The organism is Pandoraea fibrosis, from assembly GCF_000807775.2.
Classification (GTDB): Bacteria; Pseudomonadota; Gammaproteobacteria; order Burkholderiales; family Burkholderiaceae; genus Pandoraea; species Pandoraea fibrosis.
In genome coordinates this window covers 837,171-854,275 of the sequence record NZ_CP047385.1, presented here as the reverse complement: position 1 = coordinate 854,275, position 17,105 = coordinate 837,171, and the positions used below count along the sequence as shown (strand labels likewise).

The window sequence follows — 17,105 nt, the reverse complement described above, 5'->3', positions numbered from 1 at the left end:
AACATCGATAGGCAAACAGGGAGGGAAAATGCCGTTGCGCCCGGATGACATCCACATCGAGTCAGAACGCCTTTCGATCCGGCCATTCTCGGTGGACGATGCTGACGCCGCGTTTCGCTGCATTACCCCTTCGCTTACCCGATTCATGTCATGGGACCCACCCGCGAATCGAGAGGCCTTTGATCGCGTCTGGCAGCGTTGGTTACTGACGAACGCCGAAGGGACCGACTTCACATTCGCCGTCCGCCAAAGGACGAACGGGAATTTCCTGGGATTGGCCGGACTTCATGAGGCTCGGAACCTCAGCCCGGAATTAGGCATTTGGATTCGAGAAGACTTCCACACGCAAGGCTTTGGCCGCGAAGCTGTCGGCCTTGTCGCGATGTGGGCAAGCACTGGCCTTGGCTGCGAGAGCTTCATCTATCCCGTCGCCGAAGACAACCACGCGAGCCGCCGTATCGCCGAATCTCTCGGCGGTGTCGTCGTAGAACGCCGTGAGACGCCCAAATTTGTGTCCGTTATCTATCGAATACCTAAGCAATCGACACGCAACGGCTAGCAAACGATGAGCCGCCGTGGGGGAGCGCTTCGGCCAGAGGCGCTCTTGCCCGTCAAATCGTGCTTATCGCGGCATCACCCCGCCGCCAGTTGAAGCACCAGTTCGCGATAGATGTCGCGCGCGCCAGTGAGTTGATCGAGGGCGATCGACTCGTCGATGGTGTGCGCGTCTTCCTCGTTGCCCGGCCCCAGCCCAATCGTCGGAATGCCACGGCGCCCCGCAGACTCCGAGCCATTGGTGCAAAAGCGCCAGGTCCCGAGGCTGGCAACACGTCCTGCCTTCTGGACCGCGCGGCCCGCCGCCGACACCAGCGCGTGATCGTCTGCAATCTGCCACGCGGGCAGCCATCGGAACGGCCGCGCGCAGCAACCGGTAAATGTCCTCACCTTGTCGCCGGTCACCGCAAGTGTGAAACGCGCGAGTCCGGCATCGCGCAGCCGCGCTTCGATGGCGCAAAGCACATCCTGCGACGTTTCTCCCGGCAACGTGCGCCGGTCGAAGCGGATCGTCACCGCGGTCGGGATCATCGAAATCGACGGATACGGTGTCGAGACGATATCCGTCGGCACCAGTAACGCCTCCCCCAGCGACGCATGCGTCGGCAACGGCAGATCCTGCAACGCGATCAACGCCTGGGCTGCCGCATGCAACGGGTTCACGCCGCACTCGGGCGACGCCGCATGCGCAGGCGTGCCCTCGAACGTCAGCAGAATCTCCATGCGTCCCTTCTGCCCGGACTTGATCTGTAGCTTCGACGGTTCGCAGATGATCACCGCAGCAGGCGAGCACCGGTCAAGGATTGGTGCCAGCGCAAAGCCTTCGATCACCTCCTCCATCACGCTCGCCGACACCGCAACGCGCTGTGTGAGGCGGCCTGTTGCGGCCGCCTGTGCGGCGCCGCACATGGCCGCCGCGATACCGCCCTTCATGTCGGTGCTGCCACGCCCGTAGAGCCGGCCGTCCCGGATCTCGCCGCCGAACGGCTCCTCGCGCCACGTGCCGACCACCGGCACGACATCCATGTGGCCGTCGAACAGCACGGCAACATCGGTGCCCGCCGGGCCGATCAGGCCCAGCACCGAGCCGTTTTCATCGCGATGAATCTCGTCGAAACCGAGGTCACGCATCCGCTGTTCGACCAGCGCGGCCATGCTTCCCTCGTCGCCCGAGAGGCTCGGCGTGCGCACCATTTCCTGCGTCAGCGCAATAACGTCGATCGTCATTTCGTTCAGGCTCCTGCGGCTTAGCGATTGACGAGGCGAGCCGGCACGCGCAACACCAGGAAGGCACCGATGAACGCAAAGCTCGCGAGGAAATACATGCCCCAGTCGGTCGAGCCGGTGGTGTCCTTGATCCAGCCAATGGCATACGGACTGACGAACGCCGCCAGACCGGCGAACGCATTGATGCCCGCAATGCCTGCGGCTGCACTGCGCCCTTCGAGGAAAGCCGTCGGCAAGCTCCAGAACAGCGGCGAGCAAACCATGCACCCGGCGGCGGCCACCGAGAGCATGGCCACCGCGACGGGCGGGTTATGGCCGAACAACGTCGACAAGATCAGCCCCACGCCGCCGACCACGAACGGAATCACCATGTGCCAGCGGCGCTCACGTGTCTTGTCGGAATGGCGGCACACCAGCACCATCGATACGACGGCACAGGCGTTGGGCACGGCAGTCAGCAAGCCGATTTCCAGCAGCGACTTCACACCGGTCGACTTGATCACCGAGGGGATCCAGAACGCCAGACCCGAGAGGCTCGACACCGTGCAATAGCAAATCAACGCCATGTGCAGCACGCGACGGTCCTGCAACAGCTTCCACAGCGAGACGTGCTCGACCTTCTCGCGCGTTTCCGCCGCGACATTGTGAGCGAGTCGCGCCTTCTCGGCGTCGCTGAGCCAGCGGGCATCGGTAATGCGGTCGTCAAGATAGGCCAGTACCGCGATACCCAGCACCAGCGACGGCACGGCTTCGATGATGAACATCCACTGCCAGCCAGCCATGCCGTGCCCCATGTGGAACGTCTGCATGATCCAGCCGGAGAGCGGGCCGCCGAGAATCCCTGCGAACGGCACGGCCGTCATGAAGATCGCGATGATCTGACCGCGACGTGCCGACGGGAACCAATACGTCAGATACAGGATGATGCCCGGATAGAAACCGGCCTCGGCCGCACCGAGCAAAAAGCGCAGCACGTAGAACTGTGTCGGCGTCTGCGTGAAGGCCATGGCCGCCGAGATCATGCCCCACAGGACCATGATGCGCGCCAGGGTCTTCTTCGCGCCGATGCGATGCATCAGCACATTGCTGGGCACTTCGAAGAGGAAGTAGCCAATGAAGAAGATGCCTGCGCCCAGGCCGTACACGGTCTCGGAGAAACCCAGATCGTCGAGCATCTGCAACTTCGCGAAACCGACGTTCACACGATCGAGGAACGCGGCCACGTAGCAGAGCATCAGGAACGGGACCAGTCGCCATGCCACGCGGCGATACAAGGCATTGTCGGCGGCGTCGCTCAGCATGTGAGGGTCGGCATGCATGGGGTGTCCGGGCGGGCTGCCCGCGAGGGATGCAGGGGATGGTGCGTTTTTCATCATAGGCTCCAGCGCGAAAGATATCGTGACGAACTGTTGGCCAGGCGTGATGCGCACGAAGACTTCGGCATAAGCTTCGGGCAACACGTTCCCCTGCGGGCCTCGCGGCCTGCATGCCTGTTATGGGATTGGGAAAAGCAGGAGGTGTCGCGTTGCCTGACGCGTACCTCCGGTCAGACGCTGTTGCGTCTCACGCCTTGCAAGCCGGCGGCCTCGGAACTCAGGCCTCCGGCGCCACGGCACCGCGACGCTCGACGATCATGCGATACGCCTCCGGACGACGATGCTTCGCGAAATTGAAGGTGGTGCGCTTGTAGGAGTTGCAGAGATCGAGGTCGCAACGGGCGATGGCGAGTTCGTCACCCTTGGTCGAGCACGCCGCCACCACTTCGCCCGACGGGGCAATGATGCAGCTCCCGCCGATCATCTCGCAGCCCTCCTCCTTACCCGCCTTGGCGACACCGACCACCCAGGTACCGTTCTGGTATGCCCCGGCCTGCATCACCAACTGGTTGTGGAACATCGACAGGTCGTCGTGCTCCGGTGCCGGTGGGTTATGCACCGGTGTGTTGTAGCCGAGCAGGATCATCTCGACTCCCTGCAGGCCCATCACGCGATAGGTCTCCGACCAGCGACGATCGTTACACAGCGCCATGCCCATCACGCCGCCGAAGCCGCGCCAGACGTCGAACGCGTCGCCCGGCTCGAAGTAGTACTTTTCCAGATGCTGGAAGGCGCGCCACGGCTCGTTCTCCGCATGCCCCGGCAGATGCACCTTGCGATACTTGCCGATGATGTTGCCGTCGGCACCGACCAGAATCGACGTATTGAAGCGATGCGGGCGACCCGCGTCATCAAGCGCGATCTCGGCATACCCGAGGTAAAAACCGATGCCCAGACGTTTGGCCGTGTCGAACAGCACCTGCGTTTGCGGGCCGGGCATCTCACGCTCGTAAAACGCGTCGATCTCGACCGGGTCCTCCATGTACCAGCGCGGGAAAAACGTCGTGAGCGCCAGTTCGGGAAAGACGACAAGCTGACAGCCCATCGCGTGCGCGTTGTGCAGGTGAGCGAGCAGGCGCTCCATCACGTCGGCTCGTGAATCGGCACGCTGGATCGGTCCAAGCTGCGCGGCGGCGACGTTGACGATACGGGACATTTCGTTATCTCCTTGATGAATCTCGAATCCCTGAGCGTCCGGTACGCCGGACGCCTCCTCCAGGGTGACTGCCAGATTGCGGTATGAACTACGCTGCCAGCTCGGTCATGAGCGCGAGCAGCAGATTGGCCCCGGCGCCGATATCGGCGTCGTGGGTGAACTCGGCGACGTTGTGCGAGAGGCCCTTCACGCTCGGCACAAAGATCATGCCGGCCGGGCATACGCGCGCCAGCATCTGCGCATCGTGCCCCGCGCCGCTCGGCATGCGACGCACCGAGTGCCCCCGCTCCCGCGCCAGCGACTCGACACGTGCGACGATGCGCTCGTCGAACGCCACTGGCGCAAAGTCCGCCAGCGAGCGATGCGTGATGCGCACGCCTTCAGCCTCAGCCACCGCATCGGCCTTCGCAAAGACACGACGCACGGCTTCGGCGAGCACGTCGGCATCGGTATTGCGCAGGTCGACAGTGAAGACCGCGCGGTTCGGAATCACGTTGACGAGGTTCGGCGAGACCGTGACATGGCCCACGGTCGCCAACTGAGCGCCGCCCAACTCGCGCGCGACATCTCGAGCGAAAGCGGCAATCGCATACGCCGCGTAACCGGCGTCGTGACGCATGCGCATCGGCGTGGTCCCCGCGTGGTTCGATACCCCTTCGACCGTGAACTCGGTCCAATGGATGCCTTGCACGCCTGTCACGGCGCCGATCGTGACGCCCTCATGCTCCAGCACCGGCCCCTGTTCGACGTGCAATTCGACGAACGCGTGCACATCGGGCGTTCCCACCGGCTGCGGCCCCGCGTACCCGATACGCGTGAGGTTTTCCCTCACCGTGCTCCCATCGATTCCGACGGTATCGAGCGCGTCGTCCAGCGGCATGCCTCCGACATAGACCAGACTGCCCATCATGTCGGGCGAGAAGCGTGCGCCCTCCTCGTTTGTGAAAAAACCCACCGCGAGCGGACGACGCGTGACGATGCCTGCATCGTTGAGTGCCGCGATGACCTCCAGTCCTGCGAGTACGCCGAGATTGCCGTCGTAACGGCCACCAGTGCGCACCGTATCGATATGCGAGCCGGTCATCACCGGCGGCCCATCTTCCCGACCGGCGCGTGTGCCCACCACGTTACCGATGGCGTCGACACTCACCGTCAGCCCAAGCTCGCGCATCCAGCCGGCGACGAGCCTGCGGCCCTCGCCGTCTTCGTCGGTGAGCGCCAGACGGCAGCAGCCACCGCCATCGATCGCCCCAACCTCCGCCAGCGCGGCGATGCGCGCCAGCAGACGCGGCAAGTCGATGCGCAGATCCGACATCGCGTGATCCGGCGAAGCGGCAGTGAAAAGCGTGCTCATATTGCGCTCCGGCTCCGGCATTCAGGCGGCTTGTTTGGTTTGTTTAGCAACGTTCGCCGTCACAGCTTCGGCGGGCATGCCGACGATCGTCTCGAACAGCGCAGGATCGGTCGCCCCTTCGCTGCCGAAGACCAGCACGCGGCTCGATGCGTCCAGACCGAGTTCGGCACGCGACTGAGCGTCGGCCGCGGCGCCGAGGCAACCTGCAAGACCTGCCACCGCAGACTCGCCCGCCACCATCGGTGCGTCACCGAAGCGGCCCTGCGCGAGAATGCGCATCGTCTCCAATGCCGACGCGTCATCGATGGTCAGGAACGCCAGCGCGCCGGGACGCAGAATTTCCCAGGCCAGCAACGACACTTCGCCGCACGCCAGTCCCGCCATGACCGTATCGAGATCGCCATGAACCGCCACCGGCTCGCCGGCGCGTGCGCTCTCGAAGAGGCAAGCGGCTTTGTCGGGTTCGACCACGACGAAGCGCGGACGCGATTCCCCGCGGGCTTCGAGCGTTTCCCAGAAGTGGGCCAGCACAGCGGCCGCCAGGCCGCCCACCCCGCCTTGCAGAAACACATGCGTCGGCAGTTGTCCCGCTTCATCGCGGAACTGGCGCAACGCCTCGTCGGCCATCACGGCGTAGCCCTGCATCACATCCTTGGGCACATCCATGTAGCCGGGGTACGAGGTATCTGACACCACGAAGCGCCCCAGACGCGCTGCATCTTCGGCCGCCTGACGCACGGCATCGTCGTAGTTACCGGCGGTGCGCACGACCTCGGCACCGTAGTGCGCAATGGCATCGACACGCCCCTGACTGACCGTCGCGTGAACGTAGATCACACACTGGCAACCGAAGCGTTGCGCGCCCCATGCCACCGAACGACCGTGGTTGCCGTCGGTGGCGCACGTCACGCACAGCGTGCGGGTCAGGTCGGCGAAACGCCCGGACAGCAGGTCTGCTACGGTGACGCCCGTCTCCCCGGTGCGCGCCTCGATCTCGCGGATCAGCAGGCGGCTCACGGCGTATGCGCCCCCCAGCGCCTTGAAGCTTCCCAGACCGAACCGGCCAGCCTCGTCCTTGTAACGAATCTGCGCCACGTCTACGGCCCGCGCCAACCCGTCGAGCGCCACGAGGGGCGTCTCGGCGTAGCCCGGCCAGCGCGTGATTTCACGCTCGGCCGTCGCAAACGCGTCGCCGCCCAGAATCGCGCGACGCGCTTCGCCATAGGCCGCATCGGGCTCGGCGGCCGGGTTCACGAAACGCTGCAGGCGCAGATTGGGAAGGGGGTGGGTCATACGAACTCCTCGGTTCTCTGGATAGATCTGTCGGTGAATGACCGACTAACGGCGCAGATCGCCGTAGTCGTCGTGCAGGCGCTCGATGTGGGCGAGGCGCTCTCGCGCCGCCTCCCCCAAAGCGATACCCAGGCGCGTGCAAAGGTGGTTGATCAGGCTCATGGCGGCGACATAGGAATCGAACATGCCGGTCGTGCGATTCACGCAACGCAGCACGATGTCGCTGCGCGCCGGCAGCTCGGTCGCGGTCGGGTCGGTCAGAATCACGACGCGAGCGCCCACGCGGTTGGCATGCTCGACCATCGGACGCAGCAGCGTCACGCGGCGGCGAAAGTCCATCACCACAAGCACGTCGTCGTCGGTCATGTCAGCGAGGTCTTCCGCCAGATTCAGGCCCGCGCCGGGCACGAGCAATACACCGTCGCGTACCTGGGTGAGCAATGCCCACATGTATTGCGCGAGCACGCGGCCGTTGCGGAACCCAGCGATGAAGACACGTCGCGCGCTCGCCCCGATCTCTACCGCCCGCTCGATGTCGGCCGCATCGATACGCTCGAAGGTGTGGGCCAGATTTTGCAGATCGGTCGCCAGATGCGCGCCGAGCGCACCCTCCGGGGCGTCGCTGGCGGTGTCCGGCGTCGCAATGCCCGCGAGCGCGAAGAGCGGCGAGCCATGGTCCGCGTCGTCGCGCATGCGAGTGCGCAGATCGTTGAACGTCTCATAGCCGAGGCGCTTGAAGAAGCGTGCGGCGGAGGCCTTCGATACCTCGGCCATCTCGGCCAGTTCGGTGGCGGAATACGAAGCTAGCTGCGGCAAGTGGGCCAGCGTCACGTCCGCCAGACGCTTCTCGCTGGGCGTGAAGTCGTCTTGCAGTTGCAGAATCCGGTCTTGAAGCGTGCCGTTCATGGTCTTTTCCAATCACCCGTCCGTTACCGGTGGGCGCAAAGTTGCAGGTTCCAGCATGCTGCCACCGTCAGCGCCTTTTGCATCGCGCGTTTCAGGGGTTGTGGCATTTTTGGAACTTATGTTTCAGTAAACTACGTAAACGAAAATAAAGTGTCAAAGAGAAAAAAATAATGTTTTCTCTGACGAGAGGTTTGCGTTGGAAGGGGGGAGGGGGAGAAACGGGGCAGCGCGGGTCGCTCGGGGGAAACGCCAAGCGCTGGGCGACAGCCGCGCCCTATCCTCCAAATGGAGGATGCCGGGCAGCCCGATCCTTCGCTATCGTCCCGAGCAAAGAGATATCCAGAGAAGATCAGGGAGAAAGTGATGGATGACGGGCGACATTTCAAACGCGGTGCGATGTTCGCGCTCAGTATTGCGGGCGTCTTCGGCCTGCTGAGCTGCGCCCCGGCGCATGCCGCAGGCTGGGTCAAGGTCGCCGACAGAGACTGCAAGGTGTGGTCGAACGATCCGGACAGCCCGGGCATTACGTGGAGCGCAACGTGGGTCGGACCGTGCAAGAACGGTTATGCCGATGGACCGGGCGTCGAGGAGTGGTTCAAAAACGGGGTTTTCGATCAACGTCTCGAAGGCGAGCTAAGTCAGGGCAAACGTGCCGGCGTCGGCACCTACACGTGGGCGAGCGGAAATCGTTATGAAGGTCCCTTTGTCAACGACGAGCGTACCGGCAAGGGGAAGTTCTTCTGGACCAATGGCGATACCTACGAAGGTGACTTCATCGCGGGCAAACGCACCGGCAAAGGCATCTACGTCTGGGCCAGCGGCAAGCGCTATGAAGGCGACATACTCAACGACAACATCACCGGCCAGGGCTACCAACTGGAGCCCAACGGTAATACCTACCGCGGTCAGTGGGCCGACAACGCGTTCGATGGCCCCGGTGTCATTACGTTTGCGTCCGATGGGTCGGTGCGCGCCGGTCAATTCGTCAAGGGCAAGATCTACGACGGCACCGACACGCGCGCCGACGGCACCCTCATCGCGACCTACGCCAACGGCGTGCGCTCAAGCGCAACCTCATCCGCGGCTTCCGACGACGGCCCCGGCGTCCTTTCCATCGTCGCAGGACTGTTAGGCGCAGCGGCACAAGGCGCCGCAAGCGGCGGCGGACGCAACGCTGCCCAATATCAAGCCGTGGCCTCGGCGCTGCAAGCGACGTCCGGCGCCGCCATGTCCCCCTCGGCCATGCCTCAGTCGGTGGCCCCCACGTCCGGCAATTACAACGCAGGCGCCGGCAGCAATGCAGCGGCCGCAGGACGCAAGACGACCGCGCCCATCAGCGGCTGCGTCGAGCAAGTGCGAATCCCTCGAGGCGCCAAGGGTTACGTCGGTTGGTATGAAGTCGAAACCGGCGTCAGGAACACCTGCGGCTACGCGATCAATGTCGCCTGGTGCGTGACCGCAAACAATGCCGCCGACGACTCGGCGCGATGCGAAAAGAACTACTCGGGCTTCTACGGGCTGTCCCCCGGCGAACAGTTGTCACTGCACGCTGACCGCTTCGGCACGTTGCAAACGCTCATCTGCAAAGACCCGGCTCGTCCGCTCAACATTACGTGGAGCGGTACTCGCTTTACAGGGCAGTGCGTGCTTCTCTGAGCCCCCCCTGCGTGGACCATGACGCTCGACGAGGCCCGCCCCACGCATCGCCCGACAAACCCGGCCCGCCGGTTCCGGAAACGACAAAGCGGTGCCACTGACTCAACAGTGGCACCGCTGCGGAACTTCCAATCGTCGTGAAAAACCTGCGGACTACTTCGCCGTCGGCATGGCAAACTCGGCACCCTTCTCGGTGCTCTCCGGCCAGCGCTGCATGATCGACTTCTGCTTGGTGTAGAACCGCACACCCTCTTCGCCGTAGGCATGCATGTCGCCGAACAGGCTGCGCTTCCAGCCGCCGAAGCCGTGCCATGCCATCGGCACCGGAATCGGCACGTTGATACCGACCATGCCCACCTCGATGCGACGACCGAATTCGCGCGCAATGTGGCCATCGCGCGTGTAGCACGCCACGCCGTTACCGAACTCGTGCGCATTGATCAGATCGATCGCTTCGGTGAAGTCCTTCACGCGCACGCAGGCGAGCACAGGGCCGAAGATTTCTTCCTTGTAGATTCGCATGTCCGGCGTGACGTGATCGAACAGCGTGCCGCCGGTGAAGAAGCCCGCTTCATGGCCCGGCACCTTGAGTCCTCGGCCATCGACCACCAGCTTGGCGCCTTCTTCCACACCCAGCGCGATGTAGCTTTCGATACGTTCGAGCGATTGACGCGTGACGATCGGGCCCATCTCGGCGTCCGGCTCCATGCCGTTCTTGATGACCAGCGTGCGGGCGCGCTCGGCCAGACGATCCATGATCTTGTCGGCAACGTCGCCGACCAGCACTGCCACCGAAATGGCCATGCAGCGCTCGCCCGCCGAGCCGTAGCCTGCGCCGACCAGCGCGTCGATGGCCTGATCGAGATCTGCATCGGGCATCACGACCATGTGGTTCTTCGCACCGCCCAGCGCCTGCACGCGCTTGCCGTGCTTCGCACCGGTTTCGTAAATGTAGTTCGCAATCGGGGTCGAGCCGACGAAACTGATGGCCTTGACGTCCAGATGCGTGAGCAGCGCGTCGACCACGACCTTGTCGCCCTGCACCACGTTGAAAATGCCGTCCGGCAATCCCGCCTGCTTGAGCAGGTCGGCCATGAACAGCGATGCCGACGGATCGCGCTCGCTGGGCTTGAGCACGAAGGCGTTGCCGGCGGCGATGGCAACCGGGAACATCCAGCAAGGCACCATGCACGGGAAGTTGAACGGCGTGATGCCGGCCACGACGCCGAGCGCCTGACGCGTCGTCCAGTTATCGATGCCGGTCGACACCTGCTCCGTATAGTCGCCCTTGAGCAATTGCGGAATGCCGCAGGCGAATTCGATCACGTCGATGCCGCGCGAGACTTCGCCCTGTGCGTCCGAGAACACCTTGCCGTGTTCTGCCGTGATGATCGCAGCGAGTTCGTCGCGGTGCTTGTTCATCAATTCGAGGAACTTCAGCATGACGCGCGCCCGGCGAATCGGCGGCGTGTTGCTCCATGCCGGGAACGCTGCCTTCGCGCTTGCCACGGCCGCTTCGACATCGGACACGTCACCCAGCACCAATTGGCGCGCGCTAGCCCCCGTTGCCGGGTTGAACACCGGCTGAGTCCGCTCGCTGTTCCCCTTCACGCGCTCGCCCTGAATGTAGTGCACCACGTCGGCGGTATCGTTGAACGCTTGCATTTCGACTCCTCATGAATTGATAAACGATGCCAGCAGTGTATGAATCGCCGACGGCGCCGCATAGGCGCTATCATTGAATTTATTGTTTTCAATGGCGAACAATCGACTGATGGAACCCGGAAAAATTGAAGGGCTCTGGACGCACCTTCACTGGCTGACGGTGCTCGCCGAACAAGGCAGCTTCACGGCGGCGGCGGCGCGTCTGGGGGTGAGCAAGGCGGCGATGAGCCAGCGCATTGCCGAGCTGGAACGTGCCGCAGGCGTGTCGCTTGTGCAGCGCACCACGCGCAGTGTTCGCTTTACGGAGGCCGGGCAACAGCTTGTCGACGACACCCGCGCACAGTACGAGCACATCGCCACGAGTTTTTCGAACGTGCGAGATCAGGCGGGCGTGGCGAGAGGATTGATCCGCGTCACGGCCCCGGTCGCGCTCGGGCGACAGCAGGTCATCCCGAGGTTGTCGCAGTTCCTGCGCGAACACCCTGAAGTGCGTGTGCAACTCGACCTGTCGGATCGGCTGAGTTCGATTGCCACCGAGGGCTTCGATCTTGCCATCCGACACAGTACGAACGCTCCCGAGACGCACGTGGCCTGGAAATTGTGCGACACACGCTCGCTCATCGTCGCCACGCGCGCGTATTTGAAACGGCGCGGCACGCCCGCCTCGCCCGCCGACCTGACAGCGCACGATTGCCTTTCCTATCCACGTGCGCAAACGGCGAACACCTGGTCGTTTGAACAAGGCATGGGGCGCAAATCGGCCGGTGCTCCGGTGACGATCAACGTCAGCGGCCCGATAGCGGCGAACAATAGCGAAGCGTTGCGCGACGCCGCGCTGGACGATCTGGGTATCGCCCTATTGCCCGATTTCACGGCGCAGGCAGCGGTTCGCGCAGGCAAGCTGGTCGTGCTGTTACCGGAATGGCGGCCGGTCGGGGCGTTTGCCGAGCGAATCTACGTGGTGCGCCCGTATGCGTCGCACGTGCCGCGGGCCGTGAAACGGTTCGTCGATTACTTGCGCGGCGCATTTACCGACGGTTTTCCCTGCTAGGGTCCGAATTTTCCGCAATGCAGGCGCGAGGAAGTCAGAACAAGTGGGCGATGTCTTCGGTGGCATACTGGCAGCAACGTTCGGCACTCCTCCCGCGATCCAGTAAGGTCTCGATGACCCGACCGTAACGGTCGCGCTAAGCCCTGGCATGTCCATGAAACTCACCCCTCACGATCTGAAGCAAATCAGTGCAGGCACATTGCAGCACTACAACGCGAATGCCGACGATTTCCGCGAAGGCACGCGCGACCACGACGTCACGCAGAACATTGCCGCATTACTGCGGCATATCGACGTCGCGCCTCCCTTCACGATTCTCGACTTCGGGTGCGGCCCGGGCAGAGACCTCAAGGCATTCACCGCGCAGGGCCATCGCGCCATCGGCCTCGATGGTGCCGAGCGCTTTGTCACCATGGCTCGCAACGAAACCGGTTGCGAAGTCTGGCATCAGGACTTTCTGCAACTTGATTTGCCGCACGCGCACTTTGATGGCATCTTCGCCAACGCCGTGTTGTTCCATATCCCGAGTCAGGATCTGCCGCGCGTGCTGCGGCAATTGCATGCAACGCTCAAGCCCGGTGGCGTGCTCTTTAGCTCCAACCCACGCGGCACCAATCAGGAAGGCTGGCATCACGGCCGCTACGGCACGTTCCACGATCTCGACGCGTGGCGTCGCTATGTGAGGGATGCCGGATTTACCGAACTCGAACACTATTACCGCCCCGACGGCTTGCCGCGGGAGCAGCAACCCTGGCTCGCGAGCGTGTGGCGCAAGCCGGCCATCTGAAGCGCTGGCGGGATTCGCCGCCGCGCCCACCCGAACAGGCGCCCCCGACGACACAATTCAGGGACCTTGGAGATTTGCATGGCGACTCAAGACACGCTGCACCCGCTACGCCCGTTCCTGAAGAACTGGGTTTGGGAGCATGGCCGAATCGGCACGCGTTATCTGGACTGCACCGACGGTGAAATCAAATTCGACGAAGGCAAGAAGTCGCACTTTGCGGCCGAAGACTATCTCTACGTGCCGCTGGGTGAAAACGCCGTCGACGATGCGTCTGCGGGTGGCCCTGCGATTCAGGAGGCGGGGCTGGCGCGGTTCCTGAAGGCCGCGCAGTTGGGGAAACCGGAAGACGCGGGGTCTGTGGCGGAGGTTCAGCGCGCCGTCGCCGACTGTGTGGACCTCGGGCTATTCAGCGCCTATCAGCAGACGGCCCGCGAGGCGTTTGCTCGCTATTCGCAAGAACCCATGTTCGAGGACGAAATCCGCGCGGCGGTCGTCGAGGATGTCCGACGCGTTTATGTCGGCATGCGGGCACAACTGGCGCTGTATGACTTCAGCGTGCTTTACGGCCTGCCCACCCCACTGCTCATCGGCGACGCCCCCTTCATCGACTGGCGCGCGCTCCCTAGCCCTGCGCTCCCTCTCGTCACGCTTGCGCTGGGGCCGCACTGTCTGCTCGTCGGTGCACCGTCCGGCAGAAAAAGCAAAGTCGGACCGGTGGTCTGGAAGGCCGCCGCGGCCATGGGCCCGTTGAAGGACCACAATCGCCATATGGTCGAACAGGCGCGCTTGTGGCTGGTCGCCACCACCGACGATGCGCTCGTCGCCGTGCAAGGCCGCTTTGCAAAGCCGGAGAGCGCGAAGCCCTGAAGCAGCAATGGAAGCCCGTCACCCTTTACGCCGACTTCGGTTCGGCAACGCCCGAGTGGCCTTTGGAGTGAAGCGATGCGAATCGTTCTGTTGGGTGCGAGCGGGATGGTCGGTCAGGGGGTCTTGCGGGCGTGTCTGGCCGCCAGCGACGTGACGCAGATCCTCGTCGTCGGACGAAGCGCGCTGAGCGGTTACGAAGACCCGCGCATCAAAAACATCGTCGTTGCCGATCTCCATCGGTTCAGCGCGGCAGACGACGTCTTTGCCAACGTTGACGCGTGCTTCTTCTGCATTGGTGTAACGTCGTTCCGCATGTCGGAGCCGGCCTACCGTGCAGTGACCTACGACCTCACGCTGCACGTTGCCGAGCAACTGGTCGGGCGCAGCCCCGGCATGACGATGGTGTACGTCTCCGGTGCGGGCGCCGACAGCAGCGAACGCGGCAGGACGATGTGGGCGCGGGTTCGCGGCCAGACGGAGAACGCGCTGCAACGTCTGCCATTCGGACAGGTCGCCATCTTCCGACCGGCCGCCATCGTGCCGGAAGACGGCATTCAGTCGCGAACCGCCAGCTACCGGTGGCTCTATCTCGTGTTCAAACCGGTACTGGCGCTGCTGCGACATCTCTGGCCCGCCAGCATTCTCACGACACGCGTCATCGGCAACGCGATGCTGAACGTCGTGCGCCGGGGCACCCCGCAACCGATACTCGAACGGGCGGACATCTATCGCATGTCCGCCCAGACGTCCCGCTGACATCCCGTCACGGCAAACGCCGGGGTGAATCAGCGCGGCGCTCCGCTCATCCGGGCCTCGCCGGGAGTCATCCCGAATCGTTGGCGGAAGACTTTGCCGAAGGCCGCCTGATCGGCGAAACCACACTCGTAAGCGATGGTGCCGATGTGCGCATCCGGTCCCGCCCGCTCCAGACGCAGCTTGCTCTGTTGCAGACGAATCTCGCGCAGTGCCGCCTTCACGCTGAACGGCTCGCCCTCGAACAAACGGTAGAGCTGCGCACGCGAACAATGCAGTGCGGCCGCGATGATTTCCGGCGTGAGGTCGTGACGATGCGCGTTCTCGCGCATGAAGCGATAGGCCGCCTGCCGTTTGCCGCTGCGCCAGCGCGCCTCGTCGGACGCCGCACGGGCGTCGCCCAGATGCGACCCGATCAGGAAGAGCGCCATGTCGACCGTCACACGCATCGCATGATCGAGTTCGTCGCGACCCAGCGCATCCCCCTGCGCCGCCAGCAAACGAAGCTGTGCGCACAGGAAGGGCGACAGTTGCGACGCCGAGAGCGACGTGGCAACCCGTCCGAGATCGGCGGGGTCGGTGCCCAACGCCTGTCGCACGAGCGGGCGCGGCAGGCGCAAATAGCAGGTCGACGTGTCCGTCCAGTGCGACGACATCGGTTGTCCGCAATCGAACATGAATAACTCACCCTCGCCCAGCACGGTACGTTCGCCATTCGATTGCTCTACGCGATACTCGCCGCGCTCCAGCAGACAAATGGCAATGTGTTCGTCGCTGAGCATGCCGCGTATGCGGCCGGGCGTGAGCCAGGTGTCGACGGGCGAGCTTGCACAATGCACGAACTGCGCCGTCTCGCCTTTATACGACGCCACGCGGCCGTAGAACGGCGCGTTGGGGGCGTCCTGCAACGGGCGGGCTTCGACCGCGCGATAGGCGCTGGAAATCCAGTAGTCGAGCTGATTGGGTGCCGTCTCGTCGGCCGTGGAGAACGTGTGGAAATGCCCGGCAGACAATGTGCCCGAGAAAGGTGCATCCCCGTGAAGGCGTGTCTTTTGCATTATCGTGACCCAGACCCCGGTTTCTGAGTGCTGCTTCGGACCCCATACCGCTGGGGACGCCGCCTGCACTCGCTAACGCAAGCCGGCAGGCCATCTACTGTGTTGCTGACTGACCGGACATTGCCTCGGGCAACGAATCGACCAAAATTTGAGACCGAATGACTAAACCGCTTTGGCGATTTTGCCAGAAACTCCGAACTTCATTCGCACCCCGTGAAATTTCGACCCTCCGAGGCATCTTCGTATGACGACATTCCAACCGACCCGGCGCCATGCGCTGAAACTGGCCGCCACGTCGCTGGCCGCACCGTCGCTGCTCGCCACAGCACCGCAGGTACTGGCCGCCGGCGTCGCCGACGTCGATGTCGCCGTACAACGCTTCGGCGCGCTGGCGCCCCAGACATCCAATTGCCTCATCGAAGCCGGCGGGGCCAACGGACAAGTCTGGCGCGCCGCTTACGCACCGGACAGACAATTGTTCGTCGGAAGCGCTGTGAAGACGTTCATCCTCGCGCAATTTCTGCGCGACACCGAAACGGGACGCGGCGGACTCACCACCCTGAACCCCTGCACCGTAGACGACAGCGTGCGCTCGCCCGGCAGTCCGGTGCTGGTCGGGCTGACGGGCACTACGCCTTATCGCACGGCACTCGAGTGCATGATCTCCCACAGCGACAACACCGGCACGGACATCGCACTGGCGGCCGTCGGCCCGGATCGGGTGCGCGCCCTGATTGCCGACGCCGGACTTCGCGCCACCCGCATCCCGGACTCCACCCGCAAACTCTTTTCCTATCTGGCCGGAGCAGACTCCGGCGTCGATCTCGGCTGGGCCGGCATGGTCAAGCTCGGCAACAATGAAAACCTCGGGCTCAAGCCCCGTACCGACGTCATCAACGACAAGCAGGCGATGCTGAGCACAGCCAGCGAAATGGTTCGTTGGTACCAGCAGTCACTGGCCGGGAAGTTCTTCAGCAAGCCGTCGTCGCTGACCGAATACAAGCGCATTCAGGCAACGGCCGACGCGCTCTGGATGGCGGTTCCCGACGGCCATCTGTCGTTCGGCAAAGGGGGCAGCCTCGACTGGGAGTCGTTCCACTGCCTGTGCTTCGCGGGCCAGATGCAAGTCCGCACGACACCCGTGACGTTCTGCTTCACGCTGAACTGGTCCGGCGGCAAGCTGAGCACCGAACGCACCGGCGAGTTCATCGACGCGGCGTCCGCAGCCCTCAAGGCGGCAGCCGCTGCCGTGCCCGCTTAAGGCACGTATCGGGAGACGGCGGCCACGCGATTGCGTGGCCACCATAGGTCGCCCTGCTTCGCTCGGAAAGCCGTCAATCTGTATCTATCGTCGCCCCGGCGGCGTCACTAGAATGGAGCCGTTCCCTTCCCCATCCCATC

At 63.7% G+C, this 17,105-nt stretch carries 15 protein-coding genes; 7 read left to right on the top strand and 8 right to left on the bottom strand.

All coding sequences use genetic code 11. From position 1 onward, the window contains the following. Positions 1–28 precede the first annotated feature (28 nt). Complete coding sequence (locus PI93_RS03735) at positions 29–559, top strand: GNAT family N-acetyltransferase (RefSeq protein ID WP_039372379.1); 531 nt, start codon at positions 29–31, stop codon at positions 557–559. A 74-nt stretch (positions 560–633) separates the two neighbouring features. Here PI93_RS03735 and PI93_RS03730 read toward each other — a convergent pair whose 3' ends face one another. The 6 genes from PI93_RS03730 to PI93_RS03705 form a co-directional block, all read right to left on the bottom strand. Further along, positions 634–1,782: a YgeY family selenium metabolism-linked hydrolase gene (locus PI93_RS03730; RefSeq protein WP_039372381.1), complete on the bottom strand. Its 1,149-nt coding sequence runs from the start codon at positions 1,780–1,782 to the stop codon at positions 634–636. Positions 1,783–1,802: 20 nt separating this feature from the next. After that, positions 1,803–3,101: an MFS transporter gene (locus PI93_RS03725; RefSeq protein ID WP_039372383.1), complete on the bottom strand. Its 1,299-nt coding sequence runs from the start codon at positions 3,099–3,101 to the stop codon at positions 1,803–1,805. A gap of 274 nt (positions 3,102–3,375) precedes the next feature. Beyond that, positions 3,376–4,314 (bottom strand): N-carbamoyl-D-amino-acid hydrolase, encoded by a 939-nt coding sequence (locus tag PI93_RS03720; RefSeq protein ID WP_039372386.1) that lies wholly within the window; start codon positions 4,312–4,314, stop codon positions 3,376–3,378. Positions 4,315–4,402: 88 nt separating this feature from the next. Then, complete coding sequence (locus PI93_RS03715) at positions 4,403–5,668, bottom strand: Zn-dependent hydrolase (RefSeq protein ID WP_052240809.1); 1,266 nt, start codon at positions 5,666–5,668, stop codon at positions 4,403–4,405. Between the two features lie 21 nt (positions 5,669–5,689). Beyond that, positions 5,690–6,961 (bottom strand): diaminopropionate ammonia-lyase, encoded by a 1,272-nt coding sequence (locus PI93_RS03710; protein ID WP_039372388.1) that lies wholly within the window; start codon positions 6,959–6,961, stop codon positions 5,690–5,692. Positions 6,962–7,006: 45 nt separating this feature from the next. Further along, positions 7,007–7,867 (bottom strand): MurR/RpiR family transcriptional regulator, encoded by an 861-nt coding sequence (locus PI93_RS03705; protein ID WP_039372390.1) that lies wholly within the window; start codon positions 7,865–7,867, stop codon positions 7,007–7,009. Positions 7,868–8,230: 363 nt separating this feature from the next. Here PI93_RS03705 and PI93_RS03700 point away from each other — a divergent pair, with 363 nt between their 5' ends. Then, complete coding sequence (locus PI93_RS03700) at positions 8,231–9,523, top strand: MORN repeat-containing protein (protein ID WP_052240794.1); 1,293 nt, start codon at positions 8,231–8,233, stop codon at positions 9,521–9,523. 153 nt (positions 9,524–9,676) lie between these two features. Here the strand turns inward: PI93_RS03700 and PI93_RS03695 are convergent, their stop codons facing one another. Further along, positions 9,677–11,188 carry a CoA-acylating methylmalonate-semialdehyde dehydrogenase gene (locus PI93_RS03695; RefSeq protein ID WP_039372392.1) on the bottom strand — a complete coding sequence of 504 codons (1,512 nt, stop codon included), beginning with the start codon at positions 11,186–11,188 and terminating at the stop codon, positions 9,677–9,679. A gap of 109 nt (positions 11,189–11,297) precedes the next feature. Here PI93_RS03695 and PI93_RS03690 point away from each other — a divergent pair, with 109 nt between their 5' ends. The 4 genes from PI93_RS03690 (at position 11,298) to PI93_RS03675 (ending at position 14,649) form a co-directional block, all read left to right on the top strand. Then, positions 11,298–12,239 (top strand): LysR family transcriptional regulator, encoded by a 942-nt coding sequence (locus PI93_RS03690; protein ID WP_039372492.1) that lies wholly within the window; start codon positions 11,298–11,300, stop codon positions 12,237–12,239. A 154-nt stretch (positions 12,240–12,393) separates the two neighbouring features. Further along, a complete protein-coding gene (locus tag PI93_RS03685; RefSeq protein ID WP_039372395.1) occupies positions 12,394–13,026 on the top strand; it encodes a class I SAM-dependent methyltransferase in 633 nt (210 codons plus the stop codon). A 78-nt stretch (positions 13,027–13,104) separates the two neighbouring features. After that, positions 13,105–13,893 (top strand): hypothetical protein, encoded by a 789-nt coding sequence (locus tag PI93_RS03680; protein ID WP_039372398.1) that lies wholly within the window; start codon positions 13,105–13,107, stop codon positions 13,891–13,893. Positions 13,894–13,968: 75 nt separating this feature from the next. Then, positions 13,969–14,649: a Rossmann-fold NAD(P)-binding domain-containing protein gene (locus PI93_RS03675; protein WP_039372401.1), complete on the top strand. Its 681-nt coding sequence runs from the start codon at positions 13,969–13,971 to the stop codon at positions 14,647–14,649. Between the two features lie 29 nt (positions 14,650–14,678). On the opposite strand, the gene PI93_RS03670 is transcribed toward PI93_RS03675, so the two are convergent. Further along, positions 14,679–15,704 (bottom strand): helix-turn-helix domain-containing protein, encoded by a 1,026-nt coding sequence (locus PI93_RS03670; protein WP_052240795.1) that lies wholly within the window; start codon positions 15,702–15,704, stop codon positions 14,679–14,681. Between the two features lie 244 nt (positions 15,705–15,948). Here PI93_RS03670 and PI93_RS03665 point away from each other — a divergent pair, with 244 nt between their 5' ends. Continuing rightward, positions 15,949–16,965 (top strand): serine hydrolase, encoded by a 1,017-nt coding sequence (locus PI93_RS03665; RefSeq protein ID WP_039372402.1) that lies wholly within the window; start codon positions 15,949–15,951, stop codon positions 16,963–16,965. Positions 16,966–17,105 lie beyond the last annotated feature (140 nt).

Bases quoted from the DNA above. Each gene is read 5' to 3' on its own strand.
- PI93_RS03730 (WP_039372381.1), bottom strand. From the start codon at position 1,782: ATGACGATCGACGTTATTGCGCTGACGCAGGAAATGGTGCGCACGCCG.
- PI93_RS03665 (WP_039372402.1), top strand. From the start codon at position 15,949: ATGACGACATTCCAACCGACCCGGCGCCATGCGCTGAAACTGGCCGCC.
- PI93_RS03685 (WP_039372395.1), top strand. From the start codon at position 12,394: ATGAAACTCACCCCTCACGATCTGAAGCAAATCAGTGCAGGCACATTG.
- PI93_RS03690 (WP_039372492.1), top strand. From the start codon at position 11,298: ATGGAACCCGGAAAAATTGAAGGGCTCTGGACGCACCTTCACTGGCTG.
- PI93_RS03710 (WP_039372388.1), bottom strand. From the start codon at position 6,961: ATGACCCACCCCCTTCCCAATCTGCGCCTGCAGCGTTTCGTGAACCCG.
- PI93_RS03700 (WP_052240794.1), top strand. From the start codon at position 8,231: ATGGATGACGGGCGACATTTCAAACGCGGTGCGATGTTCGCGCTCAGT.
- PI93_RS03725 (WP_039372383.1), bottom strand. From the start codon at position 3,101: ATGCATGCCGACCCTCACATGCTGAGCGACGCCGCCGACAATGCCTTG.
- PI93_RS03680 (WP_039372398.1), top strand. From the start codon at position 13,105: ATGGCGACTCAAGACACGCTGCACCCGCTACGCCCGTTCCTGAAGAAC.
- PI93_RS03715 (WP_052240809.1), bottom strand. From the start codon at position 5,668: ATGAGCACGCTTTTCACTGCCGCTTCGCCGGATCACGCGATGTCGGAT.
- PI93_RS03705 (WP_039372390.1), bottom strand. From the start codon at position 7,867: ATGAACGGCACGCTTCAAGACCGGATTCTGCAACTGCAAGACGACTTC.
- PI93_RS03695 (WP_039372392.1), bottom strand. From the start codon at position 11,188: ATGCAAGCGTTCAACGATACCGCCGACGTGGTGCACTACATTCAGGGC.
- PI93_RS03735 (WP_039372379.1), top strand. From the start codon at position 29: ATGCCGTTGCGCCCGGATGACATCCACATCGAGTCAGAACGCCTTTCG.
- PI93_RS03670 (WP_052240795.1), bottom strand. From the start codon at position 15,704: ATGCAAAAGACACGCCTTCACGGGGATGCACCTTTCTCGGGCACATTG.
- PI93_RS03720 (WP_039372386.1), bottom strand. From the start codon at position 4,314: ATGTCCCGTATCGTCAACGTCGCCGCCGCGCAGCTTGGACCGATCCAG.
- PI93_RS03675 (WP_039372401.1), top strand. From the start codon at position 13,969: ATGCGAATCGTTCTGTTGGGTGCGAGCGGGATGGTCGGTCAGGGGGTC.